19 protein-coding genes and 1 pseudogene are annotated in these 19,450 nt (G+C 62.5%); 11 read left to right on the top strand and 9 right to left on the bottom strand.

Features of this window, described 5'->3' with window-relative positions; translation table 11 throughout:
* Positions 1 to 51 precede the first annotated feature (51 nt).
* The 6 genes from BUB20358_RS01900 to BUB20358_RS01875 all read left to right on the top strand — a co-directional run bounded on the left by BUB20358_RS01900 (position 52) and on the right by BUB20358_RS01875 (position 6,973).
* Entirely contained in the window at positions 52 to 1,764 is a 1,713-nt protein-coding gene (locus tag BUB20358_RS01900) for a Hint domain-containing protein (RefSeq protein ID WP_123806754.1), read from the top strand.
* Between the two features lie 64 nt (positions 1,765 to 1,828).
* Positions 1,829 to 2,173, top strand: a complete 345-nt coding sequence (locus BUB20358_RS01895) for a hypothetical protein (RefSeq protein WP_035974460.1) — start codon at positions 1,829 to 1,831, stop codon at positions 2,171 to 2,173.
* 89 nt (positions 2,174 to 2,262) lie between these two features.
* Entirely contained in the window at positions 2,263 to 2,574 is a 312-nt protein-coding gene (locus tag BUB20358_RS01890; protein WP_035974462.1) for a hypothetical protein, read from the top strand.
* 65 nt (positions 2,575 to 2,639) lie between these two features.
* A complete protein-coding gene (locus tag BUB20358_RS01885; protein WP_035974463.1) occupies positions 2,640 to 4,046 on the top strand; it encodes a hypothetical protein in 1,407 nt (468 codons plus the stop codon).
* A 406-nt stretch (positions 4,047 to 4,452) separates the two neighbouring features.
* Entirely contained in the window at positions 4,453 to 6,411 is a 1,959-nt protein-coding gene (locus tag BUB20358_RS01880; protein WP_158380433.1) for a putative Ig domain-containing protein, read from the top strand.
* 280 nt (positions 6,412 to 6,691) lie between these two features.
* Positions 6,692 to 6,973, top strand: a complete 282-nt coding sequence (locus tag BUB20358_RS01875; protein WP_223296951.1) for a GntR family transcriptional regulator — start codon at positions 6,692 to 6,694, stop codon at positions 6,971 to 6,973.
* Between the two features lie 73 nt (positions 6,974 to 7,046).
* Here the strand turns inward: BUB20358_RS01875 and BUB20358_RS28160 are convergent.
* A pseudogene (locus tag BUB20358_RS28160) lies at positions 7,047 to 7,163 on the bottom strand (IS66 family transposase); the annotation flags it as partial.
* An 86-nt stretch (positions 7,164 to 7,249) separates the two neighbouring features.
* On the opposite strand from BUB20358_RS28160, the gene BUB20358_RS01870 reads away from it, so the two are divergent.
* The 4 genes from BUB20358_RS01870 (at position 7,250) to BUB20358_RS01855 (ending at position 10,704) form a co-directional block, all read left to right on the top strand.
* Positions 7,250 to 7,390, top strand: a complete 141-nt coding sequence (locus BUB20358_RS01870; protein ID WP_158380432.1) for a hypothetical protein — start codon at positions 7,250 to 7,252, stop codon at positions 7,388 to 7,390.
* Between the two features lie 847 nt (positions 7,391 to 8,237).
* Positions 8,238 to 9,170, top strand: a complete 933-nt coding sequence (locus tag BUB20358_RS01865; RefSeq protein WP_035975357.1) for a hypothetical protein — start codon at positions 8,238 to 8,240, stop codon at positions 9,168 to 9,170.
* Positions 9,171 to 9,394: 224 nt separating this feature from the next.
* Positions 9,395 to 10,252 (top strand): AraC family transcriptional regulator, encoded by an 858-nt coding sequence (locus BUB20358_RS01860; protein WP_006766324.1) that lies wholly within the window; start codon positions 9,395 to 9,397, stop codon positions 10,250 to 10,252.
* 44 nt (positions 10,253 to 10,296) lie between these two features.
* Positions 10,297 to 10,704: a DUF2000 domain-containing protein gene (locus BUB20358_RS01855; protein ID WP_006766325.1), complete on the top strand. Its 408-nt coding sequence runs from the start codon at positions 10,297 to 10,299 to the stop codon at positions 10,702 to 10,704.
* 49 nt (positions 10,705 to 10,753) lie between these two features.
* Here the strand turns inward: BUB20358_RS01855 and BUB20358_RS01850 are convergent, their stop codons facing one another.
* The 7 genes from BUB20358_RS01850 to BUB20358_RS01820 form a co-directional block, all read right to left on the bottom strand.
* On the bottom strand, positions 10,754 to 11,104 hold the full coding sequence (locus BUB20358_RS01850; RefSeq protein ID WP_006766326.1) for a VOC family protein: 351 nt from the start codon (positions 11,102 to 11,104) through the stop codon (positions 10,754 to 10,756).
* 76 nt (positions 11,105 to 11,180) lie between these two features.
* Entirely contained in the window at positions 11,181 to 11,882 is a 702-nt protein-coding gene (locus BUB20358_RS01845) for an ABC transporter ATP-binding protein (protein ID WP_035974466.1), read from the bottom strand.
* Positions 11,882 to 12,655 (bottom strand): high-affinity branched-chain amino acid ABC transporter ATP-binding protein LivG, encoded by a 774-nt coding sequence (gene livG, locus BUB20358_RS01840; RefSeq protein ID WP_006766328.1) that lies wholly within the window; start codon positions 12,653 to 12,655, stop codon positions 11,882 to 11,884. Before livG ends, BUB20358_RS01845 begins: the two co-directional genes overlap by 1 nt.
* A complete protein-coding gene (locus BUB20358_RS01835) occupies positions 12,652 to 13,923 on the bottom strand; it encodes a high-affinity branched-chain amino acid ABC transporter permease LivM (RefSeq protein WP_006766329.1) in 1,272 nt (423 codons plus the stop codon). The genes livG and BUB20358_RS01835 overlap by 4 nt, the downstream gene beginning before the upstream one ends.
* A gap of 11 nt (positions 13,924 to 13,934) precedes the next feature.
* Positions 13,935 to 14,861, bottom strand: a complete 927-nt coding sequence (gene livH / locus BUB20358_RS01830; RefSeq protein WP_006766330.1) for a high-affinity branched-chain amino acid ABC transporter permease LivH — start codon at positions 14,859 to 14,861, stop codon at positions 13,935 to 13,937.
* Positions 14,862 to 15,034: 173 nt separating this feature from the next.
* Positions 15,035 to 16,153, bottom strand: coding sequence for a branched-chain amino acid ABC transporter substrate-binding protein (locus BUB20358_RS01825; RefSeq protein WP_006766331.1), 1,119 nt, complete (start codon positions 16,151 to 16,153; stop codon positions 15,035 to 15,037).
* A 970-nt stretch (positions 16,154 to 17,123) separates the two neighbouring features.
* A complete protein-coding gene (locus tag BUB20358_RS01820; RefSeq protein ID WP_035975358.1) occupies positions 17,124 to 17,528 on the bottom strand; it encodes a RidA family protein in 405 nt (134 codons plus the stop codon).
* Positions 17,529 to 17,664: 136 nt separating this feature from the next.
* On the opposite strand from BUB20358_RS01820, the gene BUB20358_RS01815 reads away from it, so the two are divergent.
* The gene (locus BUB20358_RS01815; RefSeq protein WP_035974467.1) at positions 17,665 to 18,579 is read left to right on the top strand and encodes a LysR family transcriptional regulator; all 915 of its coding nucleotides are present in this window, start codon (positions 17,665 to 17,667) and stop codon (positions 18,577 to 18,579) included.
* A gap of 117 nt (positions 18,580 to 18,696) precedes the next feature.
* Here the strand turns inward: BUB20358_RS01815 and BUB20358_RS01810 are convergent, their stop codons facing one another.
* Positions 18,697 to 19,422, bottom strand: coding sequence for an SMI1/KNR4 family protein (locus BUB20358_RS01810; protein ID WP_035975359.1), 726 nt, complete (start codon positions 19,420 to 19,422; stop codon positions 18,697 to 18,699).
* Positions 19,423 to 19,450 lie beyond the last annotated feature (28 nt).

The raw sequence follows: 19,450 nt of genomic DNA, 5'->3' as shown, positions 1-19,450 counted from the left end.
TTGAAGGTCGTTTCCAGTCGACAATCACAACTACCGATGCCGGAGAGACCAATGCTGCGCAAAATGCTTTTGGCAACGTTTGTTGCTTTTTTTGTTGGTGCTTACGGGGCGTATGCATCGACTTCCGTCGGGCGTCCACTCACGGCCGCAGAAAAATCCGACCTCCGGCATATGTTCGACAGTTTGCACGGCAAAAAAGGGCTCATCAACCTTGCCGACCCCGTGAACGAGCGTGCGTACTACCGGTTGCTCGAACAGCACGGACTGACACCGCAGAACCGGCCGCAGTTTTTTGCAGCGTTGCAACGTACCAAACGTCAGCAGGCGGCCACACTCGCGGCAGGCAAAGCGCTGGATGACAACGCTTGCACGGGGGCAGTGGTCAATCAGCTGCAGCATGTCTACGATCTCGTCGGCGTCGACGCAAACGGAGATTTTACCAATGTGAACGTCGATGGCCTTGATAGCATCTATAAGGGCGCCGACTCTTATGTCGATACGCTCGACGTGTATGACAGCGACGGGGATCCGATCGCCTCCGGCACCGCGGAACCCCAAGGCGACGACGGAAAATTCAGGCTTTTTCATACGACCGAACAAGTGGGCCCCCCCAATAACCCGAGCGGGGAGCCAGTCAGGGTCGGCGGCACCTTCACTTACATCAAGGATGGCGCGAGCACGGGACCCTGCGGGTTCGATCTGGCGAAAATTCACGGTGTGCCCAAAGCCATTGCCCCTGGAGCTCCGCAGTACGTCAACAATACTCCGCAGACGGCAGCAAGCGGCGTGATCATCTGCTTGAATCGCTCAAATTCGGATGGAACCGGCAGCACCTGCGATTACGGACCGATGTATGACCCGCATGTGGCAAATTCCGACACGCATGTCCTTACGCCAATCAGCGGAAGCGTCACCTATTACGATCCGCTTGCCGACGGAACGTCCTGGCAGGACAGTGACACAACCGATTATCCAACGTTGTATGTAATACCGCGCGGAATCGGCGGAGGGTGCAAGCTTTCGCTCATTGACAATAACAATTATGCGGACTTCTGGAGTCACTTCCAGGTATCGCAAGATAGAAAGACGCTCACCTATAAATGGGATAAAGCTGATTTCGGATTGCTGTGCTATCAGCTCGTCGGCCCATATGCGACATGGGATTTCATCATGACGTTCTTCGTCAAGACAAAATCCGGCAATAGCACATACAACGTCCAGGCGGTTATCACGAGCAACAATCAGGGAAATAACATTGCGAACAGCGTCGCGCAGATTTATCCGCTTCAATTTCAGTACGGATGCATTTTGAAAGGCACGCTGATCACCATGGCCGATGGAAGTCGGAAAAAGATCGAGTTGGTGCGGTCAGGTGACGTTGTGCGGAGCAAAGGTGGGCAGAATCTCCGGGTCAAGCATACCGTGATCGGTACCGATAGCGAGCTCGTCCATATCGTCGATCAGAGGGGCGGCTCACTGTTCGTTACCCCTGCGCATCCGATACCGACCGCTCGAGGGATGCTCGAGGCGCGGCAACTGCGGCGCGGAGACACCATCTACACGCTCGCGGGCTCGACCACCGTGCGTGAGGCCAAGGCGGAGGTACGAAAGCCCGGCGTCCAGGTCTATAACCTCGATCTCGAGCAGACCGACGGAAAGCCGCTCGCTATGCCGCAGGACCGCGTGTTCTATGCCGCCGGTGTGCTGGTCGGCGATAACGAGATGCAGGCTGTTCTCGGCAGAAAAGCGCTGGAAAACCACTAGCCCAATCGCCCAATGCCGGGCGGCAGCGGGTTGGCGCCTCGGCACACTCATAAGGGGATCGGTAATGAGCCTGAAAACGAACCCGAAAATGCGCATTCTGTTTGCGAATCTGGTCGCAAACACTTCCGGAAACGGAGACAAGGGGCATTTCATGATTATGTGGGAGCCCTACGAGGAGACTGGCGAAGGTGCCAATTCGCTGATCGTTACCGTATCGGGAACCGGATTTGAAACATGGAGCAGTGATCCCATCGGTATCGACCAAGTCTCGTACTACCGGGAATACGACGACAAACTGAAGCCCGGCTTCTGGCAGACCCTGAACTGTACAGTCGCAGCGTGGTTCGGAAGTATGGCTCTGCCGGATACGGATAGTGATCCATTCCCGCTGAGTCCGAAAGAGATCTGACCAACTGCAGCGAATCACCGTCATCGAGCGCCGATCGGCGATGCATATCGTCGACGGACGCTCGTCAACAAGAACGCGAGGCTACGCCAATGAGCAGCAATGCGAAGGACGACCGGGTGAAGATTACTCAAGCCGAATACTCGATATCCGGCTATGTCATGGCCACCTGGACGGTGCCCGCCACACCCGCGACGATTGCCGGATGGGCGCTGGGGGTTGGTGGAATCGGCATTCCATTGACCAATTTCGATCTGCAGGACGGCAAGACGCTGCAATGCGGATTTCCGTACACGGTCAAAAAAAATGTGACTCACACGTTGCAGATAACGCCGTACGACACCAACGGGATCCTGATTTCAGCGCTGGCTTCCGATCCGACCGAAATCAGGATCGTCGCATAAGAACCGCGACGGGAAGCTTCCCTATTCCGACATAGGCCGCCTCGTCGCGGTAAGTGGAGAATCGCATGTCTACTGCCAGTCTGAATTTCCTCTATCCGCTGCCTTTTACCCCGCTTCTCATCGCGGAAGGAAGCAACCAGTTGGTAGTACGACTGGAGGTTCCCGATGGCATCCCGGTAAAGGGGCAAACTATCCATTGGCTGGCGGTCGCAGACTCTGCCCTCGTGCAACTCACAGCCCAACAGACGCAGACGCTGGAAGACGGCACCAGTACGAACAGTATCGAGATCCTGGGTAGCCTTCCCGATTTGCTGACGATTTCGGTCTGGAGCGATCTCGATCCACGGCACTTCTCCACACTTTACGAGTGCGTAAAGCTTCGCTCATGGGTAAGCATGAAGAGCAGTATTGGGCAACTCTATCCGCGCGGCTCGAACGAACGCCCCAAAGAGGCTCAGCAGATCGGCGTGACGACCACACTGCTGGACGAAACGAGCAGGCCCGTGCGCGGCCTGCGTTGTCATTGGGGTGGCTCGCCGAATCCGCCGACCAGTGCATGGGAGCCGATAGCCGGTGGCTTGCTGGTCCCGCTCGTCCCTGACAAGGACGGTTACCCCTTCGAGACCAATTCGCAAGGCAGGGCGACGATATCGTTTTCGAACGCGGCCACGACAATTTGCCAACTGAACCTGAATGTCAATAACGTTGCGCAGGATTCGCGTCCAGCCGTATTCACCAACATCGAGAACGGAAACGGCGACTTGCCTCCGATTATTTTCGATTTTGACAACGATGGTCGTGTCGATCTGGACAAATACGACGACAAAGGCGTGGCGGCGTATTTGCCCGCCAGTATCGGGAGCGGCTACTATGTGGCGATCTGGCTGAACGAAGAAATTGTCGCGCGAGGCACACCGGAATACGACTATTCCGTTACACCGCTCTATATTAAAAAGTCGTATTTCCAGACCGATGGCGCGAACAACACCGCCGGATACATCATCAGTTCACCGGCGGGCAATGGCAAGGATTCGAAGCTGCGCGTGTTTCCGGTCATCGGCACCATCCCGGCGCCCCAACCTCCCGTCGTAACGCGGACCTACGATCAGCCATCGATCGTCCCGCCGATCTGGACCGTCGTCAACGCGTCCACCGTTGCGGGTGGCCTCGAGTTGTCGATCCCTCCCTACACCGGAATTGCGGATGGCGACAAGGTGACGATCAATATTTATCTGGAAGGCTACCTGGGCGGCACCAACGTGAAGAAATACGGTTTCGTCACGATGGAGCACGACGTGGCCGATGGCGACGTCGACAACGGCTTCACGGTAGTGGCCGATGAATCGAACTTTGTCGGTTATTACCGCTCCACGCCGGGCAACGCGTATGGCAAGTTCCGGGCCGAGTACGTCGTCAACGGTACTCAATATTCAGAGTTGCTGGTGCTCCCGTTTGCCGACCCGGGACCTTGACGTGCTGAAGCCGCCGGCTTGATCGACACGCGCGCGAACCGATGAACCGGCGTATGCGCGTGGACCCGGAACGGAAAGACCACCGCTGGCCTCTCTTTTCTCCTTTGGGCATTCGCCCAATGCAAAAGCAGCCGACGCCCGTTGGGTCGGCGCACGCGTCATGAAAAGATCTGGTGCTTGACGGCGCATTCCAGGTAGACAGCGTTTGATTCGACCTGGCCTGCATTCTGTGGGCGTTGGGTACTCATGACGTCAGTGCGTCTTTCGCGGCCGATTCTGCGTGATGGCAGTGGCCTGTTGATCGGGTTGGCAAGAAGAGAATCTTTGCAGTTGACGCACGGTGCCGTGCCTTCCTTGCTGACTCCCCGGATTCTCCAAGGAGAGCACGATGATTCGAAACTTATTCTTGACCGCGCTGCTTGCAGTCAGCGCAACACTGGCTGGTTGTGGGGGAGGCGCTCCCCCGACGCCGTCCGTAACGCCCCCTGCAAACCTGATTTACGACCAGAACGTAGTCTCCTATGCCCAGGGCCAGGCCATTCCGGAAAACCATCCTCACAGCGAGGGTGGCGCGATCACGCATTACACCGTCGATCCGCAATTGCCGGCCGGCCTGGTGCTCGATCCCGGCAGCGGTGTAATCAGCGGCACACCGACCGAAGTCAGTGCGGCCGCGTCTTACACCGTGACCGGCAGTAATGCGGGCGGCTCGACCGCCACGTCGCTTCGAATCACCGTGGTCCAGCCGGCGCAGCCGCCGGGCAGCCTGAACTACACGGAAAAGGATCCGGTCTACACGGTCAATACGCCCATCGCGCCAAACGATCCGAATCCCGAGGGAGGCGCCGTATCGAGCTACAGCGTGTCGCCAGGACTGCCGGCGGGTTTGACGCTGAATACGTCGACGGGTGTCATCACGGGTACGCCGACTGCGGTGTCCGCTGCGGCCACCTACACCGTTACCGCCCAAAACAGCGCGGGTTCCGTCAGCGAAGATTTGACCATCTCGGTCGTGAACGCCGTGCAACCGCCGGCCGGGCTCGCTTACAAGCGTACCTGGGCGGTCTATGGAGAAGGCAAGCAGATCTTGCCGAACACGCCGTCCAGCAGCGGCGGCCCCATCGCGCAGTTCTCGATCGAACCTCCGCTTCCGGCCGGGATGACGTTCGATACCACGACGGGCGAAATTAGCGGCAAGCCGATCGTACTGAGCCCCGAAACGACTTACACGATCGTCGGTAGCAATGCGGCCGGACAGACCCACACGCAAATCCAGCTTCAGGTCGTGCCGCGCGGCACGTGGGTTCCCGTGCCGACTTCGATGAAGACCGGTCATTACAATGGCGGGTGGCAGTTCCTCTTGCCGAACGGCCAGGTGCTCGTTCTGGGCGGTAAGGACCAGACCGGTGCGTTGACCACGGCAGTGGACTTGTATGACCCCGATACCGGCGTGTGGAGTTCAGAGCCGCCGATGTCGAGCCCGCACTACAAAGGTGTCGCGGCACTGGTCGACGGAAAGGTCCTCGTCGCATCGGGCCAGGACAACTTTGGCACGATCCTGACGTCGGCCGAAATGTTCGACCCCGCTACCCGCACGTGGTCGCCGATCGCCCCGATGCAGCTGGGCCGTCTTGCCGGTGCGGCGATCAGCGCGGCCGGGCAGGTGATCGTGGCCGGCGGTAGCGTTTCGGCCAACACCGATACAAAGGAAACGGAGATCTACGATCCGGCCTCGAACACCTGGACGGTTGGTCCGGACCTGTCAGCGCCGGTGGAGTCCGCACAGATGTACTTGCTCGATAACAACAGCAGGGTACTCGTTGCGGGCGGATATCAATCCAATATCATATCCGGTGACAAGACGCTAACCATGTCGGAATGGGCAAACGTGAACAGCTCCGGACCGGCCATATCGTCCTGGACGCAAAGTGCGGGACCGCTGACCCAGAGCCGGTATGCGTTTGGATCCGCGACGCTGTCGTCTGATGCCGCGTTGGCGGTCGCTGGGGTGAATGTAGTGCCGCCGGCAAACGACACCAAGCTGACTGGAATCGAGCAGTATTCGGCCGCCTCCGACCGCTGGACGAAGGTAGGCGACCTCCCGGCGGCCGTGGCGAACCCGATGGTCACGCGGCTCGACGACGGCACTGCGCTGATCGCCGGCGGTACCACCGGCAGCACGATGCCGAAGAGCGCGATGATTTTCAATCCTTCGAACGGGCAACTGCTGCCCACCGGATCGATGAACTCGCCTCGTTACATGACGCAACTGACCACGCTGAACGACGGCAACGTGCTGGTCAGCGGCGGGCAGGCGTCGGCCGCGACCGACGCTCAAACCAGCTCCGAGCTCTACGTTCAGTAGCGCATACGCCGGCCCGGGTCGAAGGACCTGGGCCGGCGCATCGACTCTCCCTGTTCTATTGCCGCTATTGTCACAACGGGCAGCAACGCGTGATGCCAACACGTGTTCCACTCGGGACATCTGATCCGCTCGCGTGGCGGTGCCTATGCACTGCTATTACAGGAAACCTTGAAAGAATTCGGCCGCGTCGGCCGCTAATTGACCTGCAATGTCGAACTCGATGAACTCGACAGCCTTTTACGACAGGACCGCTCGGACCATCGGCCGAAGGCGCGAACGATTGCTCGACGCCTGGCGGCCCGACTTTTCACGGATTCGCGGCAAGGTCTATGTGGCCATCGCCGACCAGATCGAGGACGCTATCCGGTCCGGGGTTTTCCGCCCGGGTGAGCGTCTGCCGACACAGCGCGCTATTGCCGATGACCTCGGTTTTCATCTGAACACGATAAACGCCGCTTTTCGCGAGGCCGCCCGACGGGGCTTGATCGAGAGTCGCGCGCGTCGCGGCTCGATTGTGCGGCCGCCGCCTGCACAGCGCGATGTGCCGCCCTCGACCGCGTGAACACGCAAAGTGGCGGCAATATCCGGCTGACGTTGACCTTTCTGTTCCTATCGTGGCAACCGCGGGCATTGCGGAGAATTGCCCGGCTCGTGTCGGATTTCTTCGACAGCGTTTCCAGCGTGGCGGTGAGCCATGCGTGAAGCTGATCGAGTAACTGGCGCGCGTGCTCCTGCCGATACGCGCGACGTTCAGATTTAATACCCTCCACGATGAAACCTATCTCAGTCCCCTCGCCCGAACTTGCAGGGCACCAGACAACGGAAAAGGGCAAGACACATGGCACTGGCCGACCTGCTCTTTGGCGGCGAAGCGGCGCTGACAACGATCAATATGTCGGCGATCTACCGCCTCGTCGGCTACGTGATGGCGTCGTCAACGAATACGACCGCTTGCTATCGCAGACGTGCCTTGCCGTGATCGTCGACGCCTGCAACGGACTGGAACGACTCATCGAGATGAACACTCGCCGCAGCGAACTGACCTTCGCCAGTTGCAAGAATTCACATCGGGTTTCGCCATTTTTCCGTTGAAAATCGAGGGTGCCACTATACAACTTACGCCGACAACAAGCGCTGTAGCTGAGAAATTCAAGCAAAATCAGGCTGGGTACTGCACAACTTTATTGCCCGTCACCATCGGACGCTTCATGTTGCCATAACCAATAGCGCTCATTGTTCAATCATCGGCGCTTGTGAAATTCATGTGAGATGCTCGTTGTGTCACGACAAATGCGAGATTCGCTCACTGATTTCGGTAGTTATCGCGTAACCGGCTTTTATCGAGAGGATTCCATCAGGCAATCGCCATCGTCCTGCACTCTCGGTCCTCATCGCCCGCCTGTCGCCAGCGTCTCCTCAGACTCGATAGCTCCGCCGCGCGAAGGGCCGGCTCATTAATGCGGCTGCTACCGACGATATCGCTTAACAATAGCGACGCCTACCTATCAATCCCTTTAGTATTGAGCGGCGCGCCGGGCAGGATTTTTGATCCGCCTCCCGAAGACACCGTGATCGCGACATGCCGTCCTGGCATTTATTGTGCGTTGCTCCAACCCGGCTGCGGCCCATCTACCGGAATTTCCTTCGCCGGGTCAATCGGTTCTATAAAACCGCTTCCGGAAACACAGATGCCTATTACGCCCCAACTGTCGTAAATGACAGTTACCCGTCTTCGCGATTGGGAATAACGTCCATTCGTCCATTAAATGCTGACGGATGGATACGAGGGGCATAAACGGTCAGTGCTTGGCATATGGAGGAGAGAAATGAGAAAGACGCTTTATCGGCTTGCCTTCGTCGCAACATTTGTCTGGGCCGCTTCGGCCAACGCCGCCGAGGTGCTCAGCGCCACAACCGCGCACACCGCGCGCGACATGTGGCATCAGTACATGGATACGCACGGCGACTGCGGCAGCGATACCGCTCCCGTATTTTTATGCACCGGCATCATCATTCGCGAAACCGTACCAGGCACAAACTACTACTCGTGGCAACCTTCTCCTGAAGACGAGAAAACCGGGCGCGTGTCGTTTTCCTATCTTCGTAAAGACGCGAAATTCGGCGGGTTCAAGAGCGGGGGCGCAAACGGATTCACGCTGTTTCCGGTTCTCGGCCCGTACAAGGGCCCGGAAGACAAAATAAAGCTCGAGGTACTGTGCGCTTTTCCGATGGACGGCTGGACCGACCATCGACCGACGGATCACGGGTGCGGACCGACGCAGCGGTTTCCTACGCAGAGTGTTCTCTGCCAGCAGCAAGGAATCGTCACCGCGGAAGCATGGATGAACCACTGGAACGCGATGCCCGGAGGCGACAACACAAGGAACCTTTATCAATGCGCGTTCGACGTGCGACACGGTTCGCCTTACGGTAATACGACCGGCGCATTCAACCAGCTGATCAGGGCAATGCAATTGCTGGGCGAGGCCGAGTTCAGCGATCACAACGAGCTCGTGATCAACGCGTGGCCGGTGAACCTCAATCCCGCACAGCTGCCGATCCAATCGTTCTTCTATGTGGCGGCCGGTTCGGAGTCCGGGGGGCAAGCGCTCGCGAATGCGCAAAAGGATCAGAGAGACTATTACAACGTCACCAATGGCGGCTTCGTCCCGATCGTCCGTATCACGCCGCCGCAGTCGATCAACGACGACTACGATTTTCACTTCAGGCCGGAAGATCAAGCCGTTCGTATTCCGTAAGCCGATTCACAGGGCGGGCGACGCAACCACAGGCCGGCCCACATGACGCAGCACGATTCGACGCGGCACGCGGCACGGGTTCCTCTCGCGCCGCGCGCCGCGCGTGCATGGCAGCTGTAACGATTCGAGCGGCGCCCGCGCCGCGAACGCCGGCGCCGTTGCGGCAGCCGTCGCCCGACATGCGTACACTATCGGGCACGCAACGACGACGTACGAGGCACCCGATGACGACAGCCGCGACAGACACCGGCACGCGCGACCACTGGCTCGTCGCGCGACGCGATCCGGAAACGGGCATCGAAAGCCTGCGCGCGCACTTCAGCGGCCACGCGTACGATCCGCACGACCACGACGACATGCTGATCGGCTACACGGAACAAGGCGTCCAGCGTTTCCAGTGTCATCGGTCGCTGCATACGAGCGTGCCGGGCCGCGCGATCCTGATCGAGCCCGGCGCGCTGCACGACGGCCACGCGCCCGAAGCCGGCGGCTTCACGTACGCGATGCTGTACCTGCCGCAAGCGTGGGTCGACCGCGCGGCTCGCCGGCTGAATCTGCCGGGCCTGGCCGGCGTCGAAGCGGCGTTCGGCCATACGCTCGTCGACGACCGCAGCCTCGTCGACGCGATCCGGCAAGCGTTCGTCGCGCTCCACGGCAACGAAGGCAAGCTCGCGCGCGACCAGACGCTCGACCGGCTGCTCACGCGGCTCGGCGGCGAGCTGCGCGATCCGGCGCAATCGAGCGCCACCATCGTGCCGCCCGCGATCGCACGCGTGCGCGACCTGCTGCATGCACACGTCGATGCGAATCTCGGTCTGGACGAGCTCGCCGAACTCGCCGGCATCGACCGCTTCCGGCTGACGCGGCTGTTCCAGCGCGCGTTCGGCACGTCGCCGCATGCGTATCTGGTGCGCTTGCGCCTGCGTGCCGCGCGCCGGCTGCTCGCGGCGGGCCGCACGCCCGCGCAGGCCGCGGCCGACGTCGGCTTCGCCGATCAGAGCCATCTCGGCCGCTGGTTCCGCCGCGCGTACCGGATCACACCGGCCGCGTACCGGCGGCTGTGCACAAACGTTCCAGACTGATCGCACGCGGTATCCGATCATGACGGCCCCAACGAGGAGCAATCATGTTCGATACCAAAGTAGCGCTGATCGTGCGCGACGATCTCGCCGCGTGGCAGAAGCTCAATGTGGTCGCGTTTCTCGCGACGGGCATCGCGGCCGGCGCACCCGACGCGCTCGGCGAGCCTTACGAGGACGCGGCCGGGCGCCGCTACGGCCGCATGCTCGGCCAGCCGATGCTGGTATTCGCGGCCGACCTGAACGGCCTGCAGGCCGCGCACCGGCAGGCGCTGACGCGCGAACTGACGATCGTGCCGTACGTGCGCGCGATGTTCTCGACCGGGCACGATGCGGCCAACCGCGCGGCATTTCGCGCGGAGGATGCGGACAATCCGGATCTGGTCGGCCTCGCGCTGCACGGGCCGAAGAAGGCGGTGGACAAGGCGGTGAAAGGGCTCGCGCTGCACGGATGAGCGCCGTCACGGTCGCGGCGCATGAGCGCCGCGCGCCGCGCGTCACGCGTCACGCGTGAGCGAGCACGTTGACGAGCTTGCCGAACGGATCGCGAACGAAGAAGCGCCGCACGCCCCACGGCTCGTCGGCCGGCCCGTATTCGACCGGAATGCCGGCCGCACGAATCCGCGCGAGCGCTTCGTCGACGTCGTCGACCTCGATCGACAGATCGGGCGTCGGCGTGCCCGATCCGCCCTGCGACGCGAAGCCGATCTGCACCGTCATCCGCTCCGCGTTGCCGTACGTCGCGATCCAGCCGTGATCCATCAGCACGTCGAGACCGAAGATCTGCCCATAGAAGCGTTTCGCGTCGTCGATCGACGGGGTGTCGATGTTCGCGACGATCCGTTTGACCTTCATCGCCTGCCTCCGCGAGTCGTACCGCCATGATGAAACCGTGCGCCGCCGGCCCGTTGCAGGCCGGCGGCGTCCTGCATCAACCGCCGAGATACGCCTGCTTGATCCGGTCGTTCGCGAGCAGGTTCGCGCCCGTGTCCGCGAGCACGACGCGTCCCGTCTCGAGCACGTAGCCGCGATCGGCGACCTGCAGCGCCTTGTTCGCGTTCTGCTCGACGAGGAACACCGTCACGCCTTCGTCGCGAATCGTCCGGATGATGTCGAAGATCTGCGCGATCACGAGCGGCGCGAGGCCGAGCGTCGGCTCGTCGAGCAGCAGCAGACGCGGCTTGCTCATCAGCGCGCGGCCGATCGCGAGCATCTGCTGCTCGCCGCCCGACATCGTGCCGGCTCGCTGCGTCGCGCGCTCTTTCAGCCGCGGAAACAGCTTGAAAACGTGCTCGATCCCGTCGTCGATTTCGTGGCGGCTCGCGAAGAACCCGCCCATCTTCAGGTTCTCGAGCACCGTCAGGCTCGGAAACACGCGCCGCCCTTCCGGCGAAATCGCCATCCCCTGCCGCATGATCTGATGCGTGGACATCGCGGTGATGTCGTTGCCCTCGAACAGCACGCGGCCCGACGACGCGCGCGGCGTGCCGCACACGGTCATCATCAGCGTCGTCTTGCCGGCGCCGTTGCTGCCGATCAGTGTGACGATCTCGCCCTTGTTCACTTCGATCGACACGCCCGCGAGCGCTTCGACCGCGCCGTAGTGCGTATGGACCTGCTCCAGCTTCAGCATCACTCTTCCCCCAGATACGCGTTGATCACGCGCGGGTCGTTGCGCACCGCTTCCGGCGTGCCGATCACGATCGGCCGGCCGTGCTCCATCACGAGGATGCGGTCCGACACGCCCATCACGAGGCTCATGTCGTGCTCGATCAGCAGCACCGACACGCCGAACTCGCGGCGCAGCCGGTCGATCAGATGCTGAAGCTCGATCTTCTCCTGCGGGTTCAGGCCGGCCGCCGGCTCGTCGAGCATCAGCAGGCGCGGCTCGGTAATCATGCAGCGCGCGATCTCGAGACGCCGCTGGTGCCCGTACGACAGCGTGCCCGCCGGCCGATTGGCGACCGACCTCAGGCCCATCCGGTCGAGCCACACGGCCGCGCGTTCGAGCGCCTCCTTTTCCGCACGCCGATACGCGGGCGTCGCGAACAGCCCGTGCAGCAGGCCCGACTTCACCTTGCGGTGCTGCGCGACCATCAGGTTCTCGACGACCGTGAGCGACCTGAACAGCCGGATGTTCTGAAACGTGCGGACCAGGCCCTTCAACGCGATCTTGTGGCTCGGCAGCCCGGCGATCCGGTGGCCGTCGAGCACGACGTCGCCGGCGCTCGGCCGGTAGAAGCCGCCGACGCAGTTGAACACCGTCGTCTTGCCCGCGCCGTTCGGCCCGATGATCGCGAACACCTCGTCGCGGCGCACGTCGAAGTCGATGCCGTCGACGGCGAGCAACCCGCCGAAGCGCATCTGCAGCCCGGCGACCTTCAACAGTTCTGCATTCGCGCTCATTGCGGCAGCTCCACGTGGGGACGGCTCGCGGGCAGCAGGCCCTGCGGACGCCACATCATCATCAACACCATCACGAGACCGAACATCAGCATCCGGTATTCGGCGAAGCCGCGCGCGACTTCCGGCAGCACGGTCAGCAGGATCGCCGCGAGAATCACGCCGAGCTGCGAGCCCATGCCGCCGAGCACGACGATCGCGAGGATCAGCGCCGACTCGATGAACGTGAACGACTCCGGATTCACGAGGCCCTGACGCGCGGCGAAGAACGCGCCGCCGATGCCCGCGAACGCCGCGCCGAGCGTGAACGCCGACAGCTTGATGCGCGTCGGATTCAGCCCGAGCGAGCGGCATGCGATCTCGTCGTCGCGCAGCGCTTCCCATGCGCGGCCCATCGGCATGCGGATCAGGCGGCTCGTCACGAACAGCGTGAAGCCGACCAGCAGCAGCGCGAGCAGGTACAGGAAGATCACCATGTGCTCGCCGCTGTATTCGAGGCCGATCAGTTCGTGGAACGTCTTCGCGCCTTCGACGCTCGCCGAGCGCGCCATCTCGATGCCGAACACGGTCGGCTTCGGAATGCCCGAGATGCCGTCCGGGCCGCCGGTGAGACTCGTCAGGTTGTTCGCGAGCAGGCGGATGATTTCGCCGAAGCCGAGCGTGACGATCGCGAGATAGTCTCCGCGCAGCCGCAGCACCGGAAAGCCGAGCAGGAAGCCGAACGTCGCCGACGCGATCGCGGCGAGCGGCAGGCATTCCCAGAACGTGAAGCCGAAATACTGGTTCAGCATCGCGTACGTATAGCCGCCGACCGCGTAGAAGCCGACGTAGCCGAGATCGAGCAGGCCCGCGAAACCGACGACGATGTTCAGCCCGAGGCCGAGGATCACGTAGATCAGCGCGAGCGTCGCGACGTCGACCGCGCCGCGCGAGCCGAAGAACGGCCACACGAGCCCGACCGCGAGCAGCGCCCATACGATCGTGCGCTGCTGCCGCGCGCTCATCGCGGGCGCCGCCGGCAGCTTCACCGCCGACTTCGCGCGGACGAACCACGGTTTGAACAGCTGGAACAGGAACACGGCCGCGACCGCGATCCACACCGGCCGCCAGTGCGGCGTGAGCACGACCTGATAGCCGTCGAGCTTCAGCTGCAGGCCGAGCACGGGGATCGTGAGAATCGCCGTGAGGATCGCGGCGACCACGGCATTTTTCAGCGCCTGGCCGAACGAAGCGTCGGCGGCCGGGCGGCGAACGGAAATCACTTGACTCATCTGCGTCTGCCTCAAACCTTTTCGATGTCCGACTTGCCGAGCAGGCCGGTCGGGCGGAAGAGCAGGATCAGCACGAGCAGGCCGAACGCGACGACGTCCTTGTACTCGGCCGGCATGTAGCCCGCGGCGAAAGTTTCGGCGAGGCCGAGCAGCACGCCGCCGAGCATCGCGCCCGGAATGCTGCCGATCCCGCCGAGCACCGCGGCGGTGAACGCCTTGATGCCCGCGACGAAACCGATGTACGGATTCAGCTTGCCGATCGTCAGCCCGATCAGCACGCCGCCGACCGCGGCCAGCATCGCCCCGAGCACGAACGTGAACGAGATCACGCGGTTCGTGTCGATGCCGAGCAGGTTCGCCATCTTCATGTCTTCCGCGCAGGCGCGGCACGCGCGGCCCATCCGCGAATGCGAGATGAACAGCGTGAGCGCGATCATCAGCGCGATCGTCACGCACACGATCAGCAGCCGCGCATACGGAACGGTGACGTCGAAGTCGCCGCCGAGATGGATGTCGAACGCGCCGGAGATCAGCACCGGCACCGACACGTCGCGCGCGCCCTGCCCGATCTGCACGTAGTTCTGCAGGAAGATCGACATGCCGATCGCGGAGATCAGCGGCACGAGCCGCGGGCCGCCGCGCAGCGGCCGATACGCGATGCGCTCGACCGCGAAGCCGTACAGGCCGGTGACGATCACCGACACGATCAGCGCGGCGCCGAGCACGAGCGGCAGCGGATAGCCGGCGGACACGCCGATCGCGGTCAGCGTGACGAGGCCCACGTACGCGCCGATCATGTAGATCTCGCCGTGCGCGAAGTTGATCATGCCGATGATCCCGTAGACCATCGAATAGCCGATCGCGATCAGCGCATAGATCGCACCCAGCGTCAGGCCGTTGACCAGCTGCTGGGCGAATTGAGGAAAGAAGTCAGTCATGTGCGGGAAGCTCCCGTTGGCGCCGCGCCGCGTGCCGCAGCCGGATCACGGCGCGGCCGCGCGCGACGCACGGTGTCGTCTCGGCCGCCCTTCGGCCGCCGAACGGCCGAATGCGCACCGCCCCGTCCGGATCTCGGGCGGGGCGGGGCGGTGCGCGGGGCGGGTACTCCGTCTTACTTCGCGGCGGTCTTCGTCGCGTCCTTGTGCCACGTATAGACGACGAACTTGAACGCCTTCAGGTCGCCCTGCGCGTCATACGACACCTTGCCGATCGGCGTGTCGAACGTCGTCTTGTGCATGTACGCGGCGACCTTCGTCGGGTCGGTCGTCTTCGCCCCGGCGATCGAGTCGGCGATGATCTTCACCGCTGCGTACGCCGGCATCTGGAACGGACCGTTCGGATCGCGCTTCTTGTCCGCGAACGCCTTCACGAGCGCCGCGTTGGCCGGATCGGCCGAGAAGTCGGCGGGCAGCGTGACGAGCATCCCTTCCGATGCCGGGCCGGCGATCGCCGTCACGTCCTTGTTGCCGACGCCCTCGGGCCCCATGAACGTCGCCTTCACGCCCTGCTCGCGCGCCTGGCGCATCAGCAGGCCCATTTCCGGGTGATAGCCGCCGAAGTAGACGAAATCGACGCCTTGCGACTTCAGCTTCGTGATGATCGCCGAGTAGTCGGAATCGCCGGCGTTGATGCCTTCGAACAGCACGACCGGGATCTTCGCGGCTTCGAGGTCCTTCTTCACCGACGACGCGATGCCCTGGCCGTACGACTGCTTGTCGTGCAGCACCGCGACCTTCTTCGGCTTCACGTGATTGATGATGTACTGCGCAGCGGCCGGGCCTTGCTGGTCGTCGCGGCCGATCGTGCGGAAGATGAAGTGGCGCTTCTTGCCTTCGGTCAGCTGCGGCGCGGTGGCCGACGGCGTGACCATCACGATGCCTTCGTTCTCGTAGATGTCCGATGCGGGGATCGTCGAGCCCGAGCACACGTGGCCGATCACGTACTTGATCTTCTGGCTGACGATCTTGTTCGCGACCGCGACGGCCTGCTTCGGTTCGCATGCGTCGTCCATCAGCACGGCTTCGAACTTGTTGCCGCCCGCACCGCCGGCCGCGTTGATCTGCTCGATCGCGGTCAGCGCGCCGGCCTTCACCATGTCGCCGTACTGCGCGACCGAACCGCTCATCGGGCCGGCGATGGCGATCTTCACGGTTTCCGCTTGCGCGGCGGCGGCGCCGGCGGCGAACAGCACGGCGGCGACGGAAATGGACGTAAGACGGGACAGCGTCATCAGGAGCTCCTCGATGTTGTTAGTCATACGGGCAAAGGCGGCATGACTTGCGCAATCGAACAGCACCCGGGGCGAGAACATGGGACACGCCCGAGACACATGAAGACGGACCTGCGGATGAATGATGCGTAGCGGGGCCCGGCTCTTGCAGTCCCCGAAGGGGACGTCTGGTTCGGAAAGACAACGTGATGCGTCTTGCATTGCGCAAGCTTTTCGCCTGCCCCGCTTGCCGAACCGCATCGTCGGAGGGATGGTCCGACAGCCGTTGGCAAGGCAGCCGAAATTATATGAGCGTTTTTTAATGGTCTGTCAAAAATGCCTGCCAACCGAGGGAAAACACGGAGAACCTGTGGGGCGCGAAGGTGGCGATCGGGAGCAACCCTGGCCGGGTATCGGCGCCGGACGGGAGTGCAATCCGGTTGCGACGGTATGCGGCGGCGCAGCGCAGAACCTTGATCTGTAAGGTTTCCGGCGATGCCGGTGCTTCCGCTTCGGGCTTTTGGTCGTGGCGGGTTTTGATCGGCCACGGCCAAACATCTGATTAATAGCGGCTCGAGGCACCATGCCCGTGCATCGCTTCGCGCAGCGGATTGGTGCGCTTTCCTTCCATTTCCTGACACGTCGAGCACTCAAGAAAGCTGTTTGTTGAATGCGTGAAATGATACGGGCTCGTTTCCGTCATCCAGCGGACCTCGTTGTGATTCGCGTCTGCGGCACGCGGGCGCGCTCCGCGCCCACAATTTTCCGCAGCCGCCAGCCCGGGATTTGCCGTCTTTTCCGCGCACAGCCCTTCGACGAGGCCGGCCGATGCGCGCGATTGCGGCGGGCGTCACGCGTCACGTCGCCGTGACGGTCGGCCCGCCCGCCGCGCGCGTTCGCCGTCGTACCCGCATCCGGCTTGGTACAAAGCCCGCATTGTCAATCGGCCGCATTCGTCGGATACCGCGACGTTTCGCGGCCTGCCGGCCCGTCATCCGTTCAGATCGGCCGGAAGCTTCGCAACGACCTTGATCTCGAAGTCGAAGCCGTAAAGCCACGTAACGCCGACCGCGGTGAGCGCCGGATGCGGCGCGTCGCCCCAGAACTCGGGCACGACCTGCCAGATGCGCTCGAACGTCGATTGCGGATCGACCATGAACACCGTGACGTCGACCACGTCGTCGAACGTGCATCCTGCCTCGTGCAGGATCGCATTCAGGTTTCGAAAAGCGAGCCGCACCTGCTCGTGCAGGTCGGGTTCCGGCGTGCCGTCGTCGCGACTGCCGACCTGCCCGGACACGAACAGCAAATTGCCGGCCCGTACGGCGGGAGAGTACCGGTTACGCTCGTACAGCGCCCGACGCGCCTGTGGAAATACGACATCGCGCTTGCCCACCTTCACCTCCATTGACGATCGTTGGTTTCGAGCGATCCACTGTACCGAGCGACGTGCGCGCGATAAACCGCCAACCCTGTCCATGACTATTTGTAGAATGCAAACAATTCAACTGCGAGGCAGCGAGGCAAAACGCATGGATCGCTTCGACGCGATGCGCGCATTCATCCGGGTGGTCGAGGCAGGCAGCTTCACGAAGGCCGCCGAAACGCTTCATATGAGCAAGACCACGGTCACGCATCTGGTCCAGCAGCTCGAGGCGCGGCTGCGTGTGCGCCTTCTGAACCGGACGACGCGCCGGCTCAACGTCACGCCGGACGGCATCGCGTACTACGAGCGCGTGGTGCGGCTGCTCGCCGATATGGACGACGCCGAGACGAGTCTGTCGAGCGCATCGGCGGTGCCGCGCGGCCGCCTGCGCGTGGACGTGCCGAGCCCGTTCGCGCGCCTGATCCTGATTCCCGCGCTGCCGGCATTCCTCGCCCGCTATCCGGACATTCAGCTCGACATGGGCGTGAGCGACCGTACCGTGGACATCATCCGGGAGAACGTCGATTGCGTCGTGCGCGGCGGCGAGCCCGCGGATCGGTCGATGGTCGCCCGGCGCGTGGCCGGGCTTTCGCTCGGCGTCTTTGCATCGCCCCGATATCTCGCGCTGGCGGGCACGCCTTCACATCCCGCGGAACTCGAGAATTCGCATCACCGGATCGTCGGATTCTCGTGGGGACGCGCGGGGAATCTGTATCCGCTCGTCATGCATCGCCGCGACGAAACGATCAACGTGCAAGGCCGTTACGCGCTCGCGGTGGACGACGGAAACGCATATCTCGCGGCCGGCGTCGCGGGTCTCGGCATCATGTGGCTGCCGCACTACATGGCGAAAGCGGCGATCGAACAGCGCGAACTCGTTGCGTTGTTCGACGACTGGCAACTCGATCCGATGCCGCTTTATGTCTGCTATCCGCCGAACCGCCACGTCAGCCCGAAGCTGCGTGTGTTCATCGACTGGGTGGTCGAACTGATGAACGGACCGGGTCGCATGCAGCTGTAATGAGCCGGGCGGGAAACCGGGCGGAAGCGGTGGCCGTTACGGCTCCCGGAAAGGCCTTCCCATGTCGATTCGTTCATCGCCGGCGATGGGGTGACGCGGTCGAAAGCCTCGGAGAAATTACCGCCGGTCCGCATCCTCGACGAAAATCTCGAACCACGCATTCATCACGGCCCAGAAATCGACCGGCTCGAGTTCCGCAGGATTGTCATGCCACCAGATTCGCCCGGCCGCACTGCCATCTCCCGCGCTGTCGCGAAGATCGAGACACAGATAATCGCCGCCGCCGTTCTGGAACACCGTCCACACGAGATCCGGGTTCACGCCGAGCGCGCGCGTCTCGTCAGGCGTCAGGTCGAGCTTCGCCGTCAGCGCCGTTTGATCGCCGATCGGCAACGGCCCCATCGAGTTCGCGGGAAAGAAAGTCCACCCGTTATGCGCGAGCTGATAAAAGCTGCGCAGATCGTCGGGCAACGCGCGCCATAGCGGCATGTCGTCCGATACGAGATCGCCGAGCGGCGGATGGCCAATGAAAAAGTTCAGATCGTCGTGGTCGACGGTGTACGGATAGAGCAGGCACAGATCGCCGTTTTCCTTCTGCAGCACGGCCGGGCGCCGCAGTTTCTCGTCGAAGAACTGCCGGACCGCTGGCAGGCGATCGACGACACCCGCCCACATCTTCGCGAGCGACGTCTCGAGTGCGGCGTCGCGCATATCGAGCAACGCGCGCCACGCGGTCGGCACTTGCACGTCGGCAGGAATGTCCTTCGAAGCAAGCCAGACGCGGCCGCGCAATTTGAAGCGCTGCAGTTCGGCGGCGTAAGCGGTTGCGGATAGTTCGATCATTGCCGTCGCCATTCTTCCTCGGATTCGT

This window comes from Burkholderia dolosa (assembly GCF_902499135.1).
In the GTDB taxonomy this organism is placed as follows: domain Bacteria; phylum Pseudomonadota; class Gammaproteobacteria; order Burkholderiales; family Burkholderiaceae; genus Burkholderia; species Burkholderia dolosa.
This window is presented reverse-complemented; position numbering and strand designations above follow the sequence as displayed.

Bases quoted from the DNA above. Each gene is read 5' to 3' on its own strand.
- BUB20358_RS01835 (WP_006766329.1), bottom strand. From the start codon at position 13,923: ATGAGTCAAGTGATTTCCGTTCGCCGCCCGGCCGCCGACGCTTCGTTC.
- BUB20358_RS01885 (WP_035974463.1), top strand. From the start codon at position 2,640: ATGTCTACTGCCAGTCTGAATTTCCTCTATCCGCTGCCTTTTACCCCG.
- livH (WP_006766330.1), bottom strand. From the start codon at position 14,861: ATGACTGACTTCTTTCCTCAATTCGCCCAGCAGCTGGTCAACGGCCTG.
- BUB20358_RS01895 (WP_035974460.1), top strand. From the start codon at position 1,829: ATGAGCCTGAAAACGAACCCGAAAATGCGCATTCTGTTTGCGAATCTG.
- BUB20358_RS01855 (WP_006766325.1), top strand. From the start codon at position 10,297: ATGTTCGATACCAAAGTAGCGCTGATCGTGCGCGACGATCTCGCCGCG.
- BUB20358_RS01860 (WP_006766324.1), top strand. From the start codon at position 9,395: ATGACGACAGCCGCGACAGACACCGGCACGCGCGACCACTGGCTCGTC.
- livG (WP_006766328.1), bottom strand. From the start codon at position 12,655: ATGAGCGCGAATGCAGAACTGTTGAAGGTCGCCGGGCTGCAGATGCGC.
- BUB20358_RS01890 (WP_035974462.1), top strand. From the start codon at position 2,263: ATGAGCAGCAATGCGAAGGACGACCGGGTGAAGATTACTCAAGCCGAA.
- BUB20358_RS01870 (WP_158380432.1), top strand. From the start codon at position 7,250: ATGGCACTGGCCGACCTGCTCTTTGGCGGCGAAGCGGCGCTGACAACG.
- BUB20358_RS01865 (WP_035975357.1), top strand. From the start codon at position 8,238: ATGAGAAAGACGCTTTATCGGCTTGCCTTCGTCGCAACATTTGTCTGG.
- BUB20358_RS01900 (WP_123806754.1), top strand. From the start codon at position 52: ATGCTGCGCAAAATGCTTTTGGCAACGTTTGTTGCTTTTTTTGTTGGT.
- BUB20358_RS01850 (WP_006766326.1), bottom strand. From the start codon at position 11,104: ATGAAGGTCAAACGGATCGTCGCGAACATCGACACCCCGTCGATCGAC.
- BUB20358_RS01815 (WP_035974467.1), top strand. From the start codon at position 17,665: ATGGATCGCTTCGACGCGATGCGCGCATTCATCCGGGTGGTCGAGGCA.
- BUB20358_RS01845 (WP_035974466.1), bottom strand. From the start codon at position 11,882: ATGCTGAAGCTGGAGCAGGTCCATACGCACTACGGCGCGGTCGAAGCG.
- BUB20358_RS01810 (WP_035975359.1), bottom strand. From the start codon at position 19,422: ATGATCGAACTATCCGCAACCGCTTACGCCGCCGAACTGCAGCGCTTC.
- BUB20358_RS01825 (WP_006766331.1), bottom strand. From the start codon at position 16,153: ATGACGCTGTCCCGTCTTACGTCCATTTCCGTCGCCGCCGTGCTGTTC.